Below are 12,730 nucleotides of genomic sequence, written 5' to 3' on the forward strand. Positions count from 1 at the left end.
TAATTTTTAATAATTTACTTTATATAAATATAGTCCTTCTGAAGGTGCTAAAATCTTTTTATTATCAGCATTAGGATTTTCTAGCCTTTTTTCAATATAATCTTCTTTTTCTTTGCCAAAATAAATGGCAAGTGCTGAGCCAATCATAATTCTGACCATAGTTTTTAAAAATCCGTTTCCACAAATTTTGATATTTACTTGGTTTTTTCCAAATTTTTCATCATAATAACATTTTATATAAAAGATTTCCCTTATACGATTTCTATAAGCCTTGTCTTTTTTCATAAAACTGCTAAAATTGTGTTTTCCAATAAAAGAATCCATTATTTTCTGAAACTTTTCCACATCTACTTTTTCATAAAGACCAGTCACGTAATTCGCCTCAAATGGCGTAATATCTTCTTCTGCTCTCATAATATACAAATAAGTCCGATTTTTTGCATCAAAACGTGCATTAAAATCTTCACTCACTTCTGTAATCTTTAAAATTTTAATTTCGCCTTTTAAAGATTTGTTAATTTGTCTTTTTATTGCTTTCAAAGGAATGTTGTCATCAATTAAAAAATTGGAAACTTGCTCTATAGCATGAACTCCCTTGTCAGTTCTTCCTGAAGAAATCATATTTATTTTTTGGGAAAATGTTTTTAAAATTACTTTTTCAATTTCTCCTTGAACAGTTTTTACATTACTGTGTTTTTGCCTTTGAAATCCTAAAAATTTACTTCCATCATATTGATAAATGATTTTTACATTTCTTTTTTTCATATTTTTCCTTTTTGTATTTTATCTTTTTTGTTTCTTTTTTATATTGTATCGTTAATTCTGTTTAAAGTAAAGATAAAAATAAAAATTTAGAAGGATTAATGTAAAAAATCCATCTTGTAATTTAAAATAAAAAGTTATATAATAAATTAGAAAAAAGTGTAAGGAGTCGGTTATGTTACAAAGTTTTTATGGCATTATTCAAGTGAAACATTATCAAAATGGACGTTTGCGACTGCAAACAGAAATATTGAAAGATAATGAGGAATTGAAGGAGGAATTTTTGCATAATATTCGGCGAATATCTGGGATAAATTCTACAAAAGTTAATTCTATTACTGGGAGTATCTTGATTTATTTTGATGAAAAAGTTATTGAAGGTTCTTTTTTGTATTTAGTGGTGCTAAAATTACTTCATTTGGATGAAGAAGCCTTGAAGAATAAATCTGGGAAAATAAAAGAGTTATTAAAACAAGTATTTGAATCAACAGATATGGCTATTTATAATAAAAGTAAGGGTTATTTGGATTTGAAGACATTAACTGCAGGAATTTTTATTTTTTATGGAATTAAAAAATTGTGGAAAGTTCCAGGATTGCCTAAAGGGGCTACATTGTTATGGTGGGCTTCCAGACTTTTATCAGATGAGAAAAGAAAATAAAAGACAAAAGATTGAAAGGGAAAAGGATGTTAGAAAATTTTTTTAAAGCAACATATCTGATGCTTAATCAGATAAGGGTAGTGCACAGTATTCCTGGAAGACTTAGGCTTTTTGTTCCAAATTTATCAAAAGTTCCAGAGGAATTGAAAAAATATGATGGTGAGGTTAAGAAACTTATTTTGTCAAAAAAAGGTCTAAAAAGTGTTGAGTATTCGTATATAACGAATAAAATTTTGCTTTATTACAATTCAAATTTGATTTCAGAAAAGGAAATATTGGAATGGATAAATAAAGTTTGGAAAACTGTGATTGAGCATTCTGAATTGTATGAAAATAAATCATTGAAGGAAGTAGAAGATAATTTAGAAATTTTTTATGATTTAATAAAAAAAATTTGAGTTTTAACTGAAAAAGAAAGGAAAGTTTTATGGCTAGTAGAAATTATTTGCTGAGTTGTGAGATTTTACATGAAATTCGTGGAAGAATTAGAATTCGTTCAAGAGCATTAAAACATATTGGCATTTACAAAGAAGAAATAACAAAGCGTTTAATGAAAATTCATTATATAAAAAATGTTGAAATTTCAACTATTACAGGTTCTGCACTTATTTATTTTAATAATTTTTCGCTAACTGGAGAAAATTTTGTGTCTTTGCTTCAAAATATATTGAATGCATATTTGGTGGATATTTATAAAAATGAAAAAAAGGAAACATCGAATAAATATGTGATAGAAAGACGATTGCAGGAAGAATCGCCAAAAGAAATTATGAAAAATATCGGAGCTGCAGTATTGCTGCTTTTACTTCCAGGCCCAAAAACTAAATTGACTGGGATTAGAAGATTATTTAACTACAAAACAATTTCAACTATTTCTTTAGCAATACCTGTTTTAAAAAATGGAATTTTTTCATTAATTAAAAATAAGCGTCCAAATGCAGATACATTGAGTTCTACAGCGATTATAAGCAGTATTGCTTTAGGAAGTGAACGAACAGCGTTGACAATTATGATTTTAGAGAGAATTGCTGAACTTTTGACGGTTTATACGATGAAAAAAACTCGTGGTGTAATTAAGGATATGTTAAGTGTCGGAGAAAGCTATGTTTGGAAAATATTTGAAGATAAAGACCAAGCAGCTAAGAAAGTTCCAATTGAAGAAATAAAAAAAGGAGATTTGATTCTTGTTCAAATTGGAGAAAAAATAAGTGTTGACGGAACGATTGAAAAGGGTAACGCAGTAATTGATCAGTCGGCGATTACTGGAGAATATATGCCTGTTAAAAAGGAAACTGGACAGGAGGTTTTTGCTGGAACGCTTTTAAAAAGTGGAAATATCACTGTGAGAGCTGAAAAAGTTGGAGATGATAGAACTGCTTCAAGAATTATAAAATTGGTGGAAGATGCTTCCTTTAACAAAGCAGACATCCAATCTTACGCCGATGCATTTTCAGCACAGTTGATTCCGTTAAATTTCCTTCTTGCTGGAATAGTTTACGCTTCGACTAGAAATTTACAAAAGGCGTTGAGTATGCTTGTAATTGATTATTCGTGTGGAATAAGATTGTCGACAGCAACAGCATTTTCTGCTTCAATTAATACAGCTGCTAAAAATGGAATTTTGATTAAGGGAAGTAATTACTTGGAAGAACTTTCAAAGGCTGATACAGTAATATTTGATAAAACTGGAACAATTACAGAAGGAAAACCTAAAGTTCATACAGTAAAAACTTTTGCTAAAAACATGAGAGATGATAGAATGATTGCATTAGCAGCAGCGGCTGAAGAAACTTCTACACATCCTTTGGCAAGTGCAATTTTAAATGAAGTCAGAAATAGAGGGTTAAAAATACCACGACATAAAGAAGATATAATTAAAGTGGCAAGAGGAATTGAAACTTATGTAAATAAGGACATTATTCGTGTGGGAAGCAGAAGATACATGGAAGAAAATAATATTTCGGTAGAGATGTCATTTGACGTGGTAAAAGGAATGCAAAATAACGGAGAAATTGTTATTTATGTGGCTAAAAATGAGAATTTAATCGGTGTAATCGGAGTTTCTGATCCGCCAAGGGAAAATATCAAAAAAGCTATGAACCGTTTGAGAAATCAAGGAATAGATGACATTGTACTACTTACAGGAGATTTGAGACAACAGGCTGAAACTATTGCAAATAGTATGTCGATGGACAGATATGAATCAGAATTGTTGCCAGAAGATAAGGCAAAGGATATTTTAAAATTCCGTTCAATTGGATCCAAAGTTATTATGATTGGAGATGGAATAAATGATGCTCCAGCTCTTTCTTATGCAAATGTGGGAATAGCACTTGGAAGCAGTAGAACAGATGTTGCAATGGAAGCTGCCGATGTTACAATAACTTCTGATGATCCGTTGTTAATACCAGCTGTAGTTGGTTTAGCTAAAAATACTGTAAAAATTATAAAGCAAAATTTTGCGATGGCAATTGGAATAAACAGTTTTGCACTTGTATTAGGTGCGACAGGATTGTTACCAGCAATATATAGTTCAGTTTTACATAATTCAATAACAATTTTAGTAGTTGGAAATTCATTAAGACTTCTAAAATATGATGTCAACAAATAGAATTTTTGTGTTTTATCTGATTTTGGAGGAAATTATATGAAAAAATTAACTTTGACGGTATTGCATAAATTACCAAATCGTGTCAGATTTAAAATTTCGCACGAAATTATTGACATAAAAAAATTTTTTGAAACAATAAAAGTTGGAGCAAAAAGTACAGCTTTACGATATAATCGAACTATAAATACATTACTTATAACTTTTGAGCCAGAGGAAATTACGATTGATGAAATGATTTATCGAACTGCTACAGCATTATCAGTTGAGCGTGACATGACTTCAGTAAAATTGGTGGAAGATTTTGAAGAAAAATCAATAGATTCGTTATCTGTGTATTCTGGAGCTGCGATATTGCTTTCTTTCTTGTACGGACTTGGAAAAAGTAAAATTGAAAAATTACAGCTGGATATAAATAATTTTACTGCAGGACTTACAACAGCGGCAATTATGGAACATGCCTACATGGAAACGCGGCGAAAAGGTTTTTTTGACATTGAAATATTACCCGCTTTGTATTTATTAAGATCCTATATGTCAAATAGATCAGTTACGGCGATAGCACTTATGTGGTTTACAACTTTTGGACGACATCTCGTGTTGAATAATGTATCAAATAAAGAGGTTAGAATTTATCGGTTAAAAGCTGACAATGGGAAATTTCATTATGTTGTAGATGTAAAAAATGATAATTCAATTGAAAATTTGAGCGATTTAATAGATCATATATTTTTTAATAAACAAGCGAATATGGAATTAGATGATAAATATATACCATTAAAATAATTATACATAACAAAGGATTACTTTTTGCTAGAAAGTGTCCATCTAGTTGAAATTATTGGACAAATAATAAAAAAAATAAATAAATTAAAAATTTGGAGGTAAAAAAATGATAAAATTTGGAAGTGTAAAAAAAGAACATTTAGTAGGAGCAGCAATTGGAGTGGGAACAGTTGCAGTTGGTTATTATCTATACAAAAAAAATCAAGGTAAAGTTGATAGATTTTTACGAAAACAAGGGATAAATATAAAAACATCTTCTCAAACAGCTTATGATAATATGAATTTGGAAGAATTGGTAGCAACGAAAGAACACCTTGAAGATTTGATTGCTGAGAAAGAAATGTCTACAAATAATGATATTTCTGAAACAGTTGTGGAAGTTGAAGCAAAATAGTCAGTTTTTTATAATGAAAATAATAGGAATTGGTTAAAATTAAAGTTTGGATAATAGAGTAGTCGCAACTTTTGAGTTCGATTTTATAGTGGTTTTACTATAATCAAATATTAAAAAGTTTATAAGTAATACAAAATTTTTATGTTTTTGAACATAAAATAGTGATATTAATATTAAAAATTTTTATTCTAGGAGGAAAATTATGAAATTAGTATTAATCAGACATGGTGAAAGCCAATGGAATTTGGAAAACAAATTTACTGGTTGGAAAGATGTGGATTTAAGTCCTAAAGGAGTTGAAGAAGCAAAAGCTGGAGGAAAAGCGTTAAAAGAACAAGGTTTAGTTTTTGATGTTGCTTATACTTCTTACTTAAAAAGAGCTATAAAGACTTTAAATTATGTTTTGGAAGAATTGGATGAATTGTATATTCCAGTTTACAAATCTTGGAGACTTAATGAAAGACATTATGGTGCATTACAAGGTTTAAATAAAGCAGAAACAGCTAAGAAATATGGAGATGACCAAGTGCTTATCTGGAGAAGAAGTTTTGATGTTGCACCACCTGCAATTGACAAATCAAGTGAATATTATCCAAAATCAGACAGAAGATACGCAGATTTAACTGACGAAGAAGCACCACTTGGAGAAAGCTTGAAGGATACAATCGCAAGAGTGTTGCCTTACTGGCATTCAGATATTTCAAAAAGCTTACAAGAAGGGAAAAATGTTATTGTAGCAGCTCACGGAAACAGTTTGAGAGCATTAATAAAATATTTGTTAAATATTTCAGATGAAGATATCTTGAAATTAAACTTAACAACTGGAAAACCTTTAATTTTTGAAATTGATGAAAACTTGAACGTGGTTTCATCACCAGATTCTTTTTAGTCAAAGTACAATAAATTTTAGCAAGGATAAATTTTAGTAGTCCTTGCGTTTTTTTGTATTTTTTGGAAATATAAATTTGCATATGATGCCATAGTAAAACTACTTGACAATATCTCAGATTTAAATAGTAAATTTTTGACTATTAAATAAATAGAATATTATTATGAATTTTAGTATAAATTGAACTCAAAAGTTACGACTATTCTATTATTTAGATTCTAATTTTAATTAATTTTTATCAGTTTGATTTTAAGGGTTCAGAAATATTTTTTATTTAATAATAGATTTTTATAAATTTTTATTTGGCATTATTTTAAAACTTTTTGTTATCAAACAAATAAAATATTTTTCTATTTTTTTAATAAATTTTAGAATAAAAATAAATTTTAAGGGAAGGTGAAAAATATGACTTTGGAAATAACTACACCTGCGGTTCTTTTTCCTACAGTATCCTTACTTTTACTTGCATACACAAACAGATTTCTAGCACTTACAGCAATTGTTAGACAAATGGATTCAAGTGGAGAAGTGGAGCATGAGTTTTATCAAGTTAAAAATTTGAGGAAAAGACTGAATTATATAAAAAGAATGCAATATTTTGGAGTTTCAAGTTTATTAATGTGTGCCATTTCTATGTTATTTTTATTTTTTCAAATGGATTTTATTGGGAAAATAAGTTTTGGAATAAGTCTTGTGTCACTAATAATTTCACTGCTGTTTTCACTTTTGGAAATTCAGATTTCGCTGGAGGCTTTGAGGATTCATTTAAATCATAATAGTGAGAATGAAGAAAAAAAATAAAGCTCTTAGATTTGTTCCATTTTATTATACAATTTATCATAAACAAAAAACTTTTTTTTACCATTTGAATAAATTAGAAAAAATTGATATAATTAGGATATAAAGTAGAATATTAATTTTATAGCTTGAGTAGAAGTTGAAGATAAAATTGAAGGAGGAAGGATGATTTCGGTAATTTTGGCAGCTGGAAAGGGGACTAGGATGAAGTCTGGGCATTCTAAGGTTTTACACAAAGTAAATGGTGTTCCTATGATTAGAAGAGTTGTAGATGTTCTTGAAAGTATTGGAAATAAAAAAAATGTTTTTGTTTTAGGGTATAAAAAGGAAGATATACTGGCTGAAATGGGGGATGTTGACTTTGTTACACAAGAGGAACAACTTGGGACAGGGCATGCAATTTTGATTGCGAAAGATAAAATTAAAAGTTATGGTGAAGATGTAATTATCACTTACGGAGATACTCCACTTCTAAAGGAAGAAACATTGAAAAAGTTAAAAGATATGTTTAATGGAAAAAATCTCGACTGTATTGTGCTTTCCTGCAAGGTTAAAAATCCGTTTGGATACGGGCGGATTGTTAAGGAAAATGGAAAAATTTCAAATATTGTCGAAGAAAAGGAAGCAGATGAAAATGAGAAAAAGATAGATGAAATTAATACTGGAGTCTATATTTTTAAAAATGAAAGTTTGCTTTACGCGATAGAAAAAATTGACAATAACAATTCAAAAGGTGAATATTACTTGACTGATGCCATAAAAATTTTGACAAGTGAAGGCTACAACGTTGACAGTTTTCAAATTGAAGATGAAGATGAAATTTTAGGAGTAAATTCTAAGGTTCAGTTGGCACAGGCAGAGAAAATTTTGAGAAATAGAAAAAATACTGAACTTATGGATAATGGAGTAATTTTGATTGATCCAGATGTGACTTACATTGAAGATAATGTTCAAATTGGACAAGATACTGTAATTTATCCAAATGTTATAATTCAAGGAAATACAAAAATTGGGAAAAATTGTAAAATTTTGGAAAATACTAGGATTGAAAATTCTGTAATTGCTGATAACGTTAGAATAGAGGCTTCTGTTGTGGAACAATCAACTCTTGAAGAAGGAGTAACTGTAGGACCGTTTGCACATTTACGTCCGAAAGCATATTTAAAACAAACTGTGCATGTTGGAAACTTTGTGGAAATAAAGAATGCTATTCTTGAAAAAGGTGTGAAAACAGGACATTTGACTTATATTGGAGATGCTGAAATTGGGCAAGATACAAATGTGGGTGCTGGAACTATTACTTGTAATTATGACGGAAAAAATAAACATAAGACAAAAATTGGGAAAAATGCATTTATTGGAAGTAATTCAATAATTGTGGCACCTGTAGAAATAGGAGATGAAGTTTTAACGGCTGCAGGTTCAGTTATTACAAAGGATATCCCTGATGAAACACTTGCTTTTGGAAGGGCAAAACAGGTAAATAAAGAGAAAAAAATAAATAATTAGAAATATGGAAATGTCAGAAAATAAAAAGTTAATAAAAATAAAAAATATTAATGAGAGAAAGGGAAATAAAATGATAACATTAACCAAAGAAGATAAAGACAAAATTAGAGTATTTGCGGGGACATCAAGTAAAAAATTAGCAGAAAAAATTGCAAAATACTTGGATATGGATTTATCAGCTGCTGAAATTGTAAGATTTGCTGACGGAGAAACTTTTGCAAAAGCAAAGAAAAGCGTACGTGGTTGTAAAGTATTTATCGTTCAGTCTACTTCAAAACCTGTGAATGAAAGCCTTATGGAACTTTTAGTTTTCATTGATGCGATTAGAAGATCTTCAGCTAAGGAAATTATAGCTGTAATTCCTTATTATGGATATGCGAGACAAGATAGAAAAGCAAGCCCACGTGAGCCGATTACATCTAAACTTGTTGCAAATTTATTGACAGTAGCTGGAGCTACAAGAGTAATTACTATGGATTTACATGCAAGACAAATTCAAGGATTTTTTGACATTCCAGTTGACCACATGGAAGCATTGCCAATTTTGGCCAAAAACTTTATAAAATATGGATTCAGCCCAGAAGATACAGTTGTAGTATCACCTGACGTTGGTGGAGTAAAAAGGGCGAGAGGACTTGCAAACTGGCTACATACACCACTTGCAATAATTGATAAAAGACGTGCAAAGGCAAATGTTTCAGAAGTTATGAATATTATTGGTGATGTAAAAGGTAAGAAGGCTATTTTGATTGACGATATGATTGATACAGCTGGAACAATTTGTAATGCTGCACAAGCTTTAATTGATAAGGGTGCATTGGAAGTTTATGGATGTGCAACACATGCTGTTTTCTCTAATCCAGCAGTTGAAAGATTGAAAAATTCAGCATTTACAGAAGTTGTAGTAACTGATACAATCGAATTGCCTGAGGATAAAAAATTTGATAAATTAAAAATATTGACAACAAGTAAAATGTTTGCAGAAATAATAACTAGAATAGCTACAAATAACCCAATAAGTGGTTTATTTGAAATGCCAGTTGATGATGGAAATGATGACTAAAATTAAGAAAAATAAAAAAAAAGAAATTGAAAAGGCTGTGGAAATTTTAAAAAATGGAGGAGTTGCCGTATTCCCCACAGATACCGTTTATGGGATCGGTTCTCTTCCTGAAAAAGAATCTGTGGAAAAAATTTATAAAATAAAAAAACGTGATTTTTCTAAGAAAATAATTGCATTAATTAATGATAGGAAAATTTTAAAGAATTTAGTAAATGAAACTGAAGAAGACATGAAAAAATTTTCTAAAATTTTTGATGAATGTTGGCCGGGGGAACTAACAGTCATTTTTCGTGTAAATTGTGATTTTACTAAAAAATTTGATGAAAAAATGAAGACTATTGGGATTCGTATTCCGAAAAATAAAATTGCTTTGGAAATAATAGAAAAATCTGGTGGAGTAGTGCTGACCACAAGTGCTAATATTTCAGGTGAAAGTGCAGTTAAAAGAATTGAAGATTTAAGTAAAGAATTGATAAAAAATGTAGATATTGTTATTTCAAATGAAAAATCAGAATTAACAGGAAAACCGTCGACAATTGTAAAATTTGAAAATGGAGGACTCACGTTGTTAAGAGAAGGCAATATTTTATTTGAAGAAATAGTAAAAAAATTAAAATAATAAAATAATAAAATAATAAAAAAATAGAAAGGAGAATTTATGGCGAAAATGGTAAATCCTAATACAGTTAGTAATATGGATTTGATAAATGCAAAATCACAAGCTAAAATGCAACAGCTTGTGCAAAAAATTGGAAAAGGGAAAAGAAAAGTTAATGTTACATTCTCTAAAATGTCGAGAAGTTATTTGGCAAAAATGATTGAGGAAATGAGGAAAATGATGAGCCAATATGAAAAACAGCTGCCAAATGTATTTAGTTTCTTTAAATATTTAGAAAATGAAGTTAAAATCACAAAAGTAAATAAAAAGGAAAAAACTAAAAATGTAAAATTATCTTATGAAGAAGTTGACTTTTTTAAATTGCAGTTAAAGGAAACCTTAAAAGGGATTGACACTCAACGTGCGGCTTTAAAATGGTATAATTTAATCAAAAAAGGATTGTTTAAAACGTTGAAAAAACAGACAGAATTAGTGTTGGAAGAGTTTAATAGTGGAACTGTGAAGAAGAAATAATTTAAAATAAAAAAAATATAAAAGTGGGAAGGGAAAATTGAGGACAATGAATGAAAAAATAATTGAAAAGACAAATTTAAAGGATATTTCTGATAATAAAAAAAATAATTTGTTATCAAAAGATACTGTTTCATATTTAAATGAAATTATAAAGGCTGGATTTAAAGAACGAGCTAGTGATATTCACGTGAAATTTGACTTGCTAGAGGGAATAGAAATAAAGTATCGGGTTGATGGTTATCTTAAAGAAAGTCAGAAATTATATGAAATAGTGAGTAAAAAAATTCTTGAAAAAAATATTACAGAAATTATTGCCAGAATGAAAATTTTGGCTGGAATGAATGTTGCAGAGAAAAGAAAGCCACAAGATGGCAGCTTTTCTTTTTTATTAAATACGAAAAATACTAATAAACGTTATGATATTAGGGCCGCTTATATGCCAACAGTTAATGGAGAAAGCATGGTTTTACGTATTTTAGAAAATTATCTGAAAGATACGAAGCTTGAAACATTGGGATTTTCAACTCAAAGTATTAGAATGTTAAATGAAATTTTAGATAGAAAATACGGAATGATTCTTGTAAGCGGACCTACAGGCTCTGGAAAATCTACAACATTGAAATCTTTAATAAATATGTTAAATGATGGAAGAAAAAAAATCATAACTGTGGAAGATCCTGTTGAAAATAAAATTGATGGGACTGTTCAAATACAGGTAAATCAAGAAATTGGAGTAACATTTTCTGAAGTTTTGAAAGCCACTTTAAGAAATGATCCTGATATTATTGTAATTTCTGAAATTAGAGATGAAGTTACGGCAGAAATAGCTGTAAGAGCTGCATTAACAGGACATCTTGTGATTTCTACAATTCATACAAATGATGCAGTTTCTACGTTAATTAGACTAGTGGATATGGGAATTCCAAAATATCTAATATTAGATTCATTAATTGGAGTAATCAGTCAGCGATTAGTTAAAAAGAAATGCCAGAAGTGTATGGGAGAAAGTTGTGATGAGTGTTCTAGTGGCTATAGCGGAAGAATTACAATAAATGAAGTACTTGTGTTAAATCAAGATGTACGGAATATTTTAAAGGAAGATAATCATCTTGGCTCTGAAACTAAAAATAAGTTGAAAATGCTAAATCAGAAATGTTTTATTAATTTTGTGGAAGATGCGAATGAAAAAATTGAAAATGGACTTATTTCTGAAAGAGAGAAGGTAACTATTATTTTTTAAAAATTAATCTTAAAAATAAATAAGCTAGTTTTATAAATTATATTTATTTTACTCAAACTCCAAATTTATTATATCTCAAAGGAGTTTGAGTATAGTTTTCAAATTTAAATTTTAGTTAAATTTGAATAAATGTAAAAAAAATCAAAAAAAAGTGTTGACATTTTTTTTGAATTATGGTATTATACTTCTTGTCCGAGAGTGATTAGAAAAATAAGAAAGTCGCTTGTTAAAGGGACGGTGTATAGCGCAGTTCGGTAGCGCACCTGCCTTGGGAGCAGGGGGTCGCAGGTTCAAATCCTGCTACACCGACCATCTTAGAAATTTTGCGGGAGTAGCTCAGTTGGTAGAGCGTCAGCCTTCCAAGCTGAATGTCGCGAGTTCGACCCTCGTCTCCCGCTCCATTTTATTTAAAAAGAAAATTTTTCATATATATGGTGATCGTAGTTCAGTTGGTAGAGCGCCAGTTTGTGGCACTGGTTGTCGCGGGTTCAAGTCCCGTCGATCACCCCATAATATGAGCCATTAGCTCAGTCGGTAGAGCACTTGACTTTTAATCAAGGTGTCACTGGTTCGATCCCAGTATGGCTCACCATTTGTTAAAATAAAATATTATTTGCGAGAGTGGCGAAATTGGTATACGCACTAGACTTAGGATCTAGCGTCTTCGACATGTGGGTTCGAGTCCCACCTTTCGCACCATAAAAGCTCCCACGAAATAGTGGATTAGTTCAATAGTAATATCAGCACTTCTAAAGGTTGATATTTTTTTTTACAAATATTTGCCCTTTAACATTCTCAACTCATCTTTATAAATTATTCAACTAGTTATTTTTTATAAATTATGATAAAATAAATTCAATGAATTAAATAAAAATTTAAATCGTAAAT

13 protein-coding genes and 5 tRNA genes are annotated in these 12,730 nt (G+C 29.7%); 17 read left to right on the top strand and 1 reads right to left on the bottom strand.

What is annotated here, in order from left to right:
* Positions 1-6: 6 nt before the first annotated feature.
* A complete protein-coding gene (truA, locus tag FVE73_RS01720) occupies positions 7-765 on the bottom strand; it encodes a tRNA pseudouridine(38-40) synthase TruA (protein ID WP_018499377.1) in 759 nt (252 codons plus the stop codon).
* 172 nt (positions 766-937) lie between these two features.
* Between truA and FVE73_RS01725 the strand changes: the two genes are divergently transcribed.
* From FVE73_RS01725 to FVE73_RS01805, 17 genes are all read left to right on the top strand, one after another.
* Positions 938-1,423 (top strand): HMA2 domain-containing protein, encoded by a 486-nt coding sequence (locus tag FVE73_RS01725; protein ID WP_018499378.1) that lies wholly within the window; start codon positions 938-940, stop codon positions 1,421-1,423.
* 26 nt (positions 1,424-1,449) lie between these two features.
* A complete protein-coding gene (locus tag FVE73_RS01730) occupies positions 1,450-1,821 on the top strand; it encodes an HMA2 domain-containing protein (RefSeq protein ID WP_018499379.1) in 372 nt (123 codons plus the stop codon).
* A gap of 29 nt (positions 1,822-1,850) precedes the next feature.
* Positions 1,851-4,034 (top strand): heavy metal translocating P-type ATPase, encoded by a 2,184-nt coding sequence (locus FVE73_RS01735; protein WP_018499380.1) that lies wholly within the window; start codon positions 1,851-1,853, stop codon positions 4,032-4,034.
* Positions 4,035-4,070: 36 nt separating this feature from the next.
* On the top strand, positions 4,071-4,817 hold the full coding sequence (locus FVE73_RS01740) for a hypothetical protein (protein ID WP_018499381.1): 747 nt from the start codon (positions 4,071-4,073) through the stop codon (positions 4,815-4,817).
* 106 nt (positions 4,818-4,923) lie between these two features.
* Positions 4,924-5,211 (top strand): hypothetical protein, encoded by a 288-nt coding sequence (locus FVE73_RS01745; RefSeq protein WP_018499382.1) that lies wholly within the window; start codon positions 4,924-4,926, stop codon positions 5,209-5,211.
* A 202-nt stretch (positions 5,212-5,413) separates the two neighbouring features.
* Positions 5,414-6,100: a 2,3-diphosphoglycerate-dependent phosphoglycerate mutase gene (gpmA, locus tag FVE73_RS01750; RefSeq protein ID WP_018499383.1), complete on the top strand. Its 687-nt coding sequence runs from the start codon at positions 5,414-5,416 to the stop codon at positions 6,098-6,100.
* A 405-nt stretch (positions 6,101-6,505) separates the two neighbouring features.
* Positions 6,506-6,901, top strand: a complete 396-nt coding sequence (locus FVE73_RS01755) for a DUF2721 domain-containing protein (protein ID WP_018499384.1) — start codon at positions 6,506-6,508, stop codon at positions 6,899-6,901.
* 162 nt (positions 6,902-7,063) lie between these two features.
* Positions 7,064-8,407 (top strand): bifunctional UDP-N-acetylglucosamine diphosphorylase/glucosamine-1-phosphate N-acetyltransferase GlmU, encoded by a 1,344-nt coding sequence (gene glmU, locus FVE73_RS01760; RefSeq protein ID WP_018499386.1) that lies wholly within the window; start codon positions 7,064-7,066, stop codon positions 8,405-8,407.
* A gap of 70 nt (positions 8,408-8,477) precedes the next feature.
* Complete coding sequence (locus FVE73_RS01765; RefSeq protein ID WP_026239107.1) at positions 8,478-9,470, top strand: ribose-phosphate diphosphokinase; 993 nt, start codon at positions 8,478-8,480, stop codon at positions 9,468-9,470.
* On the top strand, positions 9,451-10,089 hold the full coding sequence (locus FVE73_RS01770) for an L-threonylcarbamoyladenylate synthase (protein ID WP_018499388.1): 639 nt from the start codon (positions 9,451-9,453) through the stop codon (positions 10,087-10,089). Before FVE73_RS01765 ends, FVE73_RS01770 begins: the two co-directional genes overlap by 20 nt.
* 39 nt (positions 10,090-10,128) lie before the next feature.
* Positions 10,129-10,602 carry a hypothetical protein gene (locus FVE73_RS01775; protein WP_018499389.1) on the top strand — a complete coding sequence of 158 codons (474 nt, stop codon included), beginning with the start codon at positions 10,129-10,131 and terminating at the stop codon, positions 10,600-10,602.
* A 46-nt stretch (positions 10,603-10,648) separates the two neighbouring features.
* Complete coding sequence (locus tag FVE73_RS01780; RefSeq protein WP_018499390.1) at positions 10,649-11,842, top strand: GspE/PulE family protein; 1,194 nt, start codon at positions 10,649-10,651, stop codon at positions 11,840-11,842.
* Between the two features lie 235 nt (positions 11,843-12,077).
* Positions 12,078-12,154: transfer RNA gene (locus FVE73_RS01785), tRNA-Pro, on the top strand.
* A gap of 13 nt (positions 12,155-12,167) precedes the next feature.
* Positions 12,168-12,243: transfer RNA gene (locus FVE73_RS01790), tRNA-Gly, on the top strand.
* 33 nt (positions 12,244-12,276) lie between these two features.
* Positions 12,277-12,352 (top strand) — tRNA-His (locus tag FVE73_RS01795).
* Positions 12,353-12,358: 6 nt separating this feature from the next.
* Positions 12,359-12,434: transfer RNA gene (locus FVE73_RS01800), tRNA-Lys, on the top strand.
* A 23-nt stretch (positions 12,435-12,457) separates the two neighbouring features.
* Positions 12,458-12,541: transfer RNA gene (locus FVE73_RS01805), tRNA-Leu, on the top strand.
* Positions 12,542-12,730 lie beyond the last annotated feature (189 nt).

Origin of the sequence: Leptotrichia wadei (genome assembly GCF_007990545.2) — a bacterium.
In the GTDB taxonomy this organism is placed as follows: domain Bacteria; phylum Fusobacteriota; class Fusobacteriia; order Fusobacteriales; family Leptotrichiaceae; genus Leptotrichia; species Leptotrichia wadei.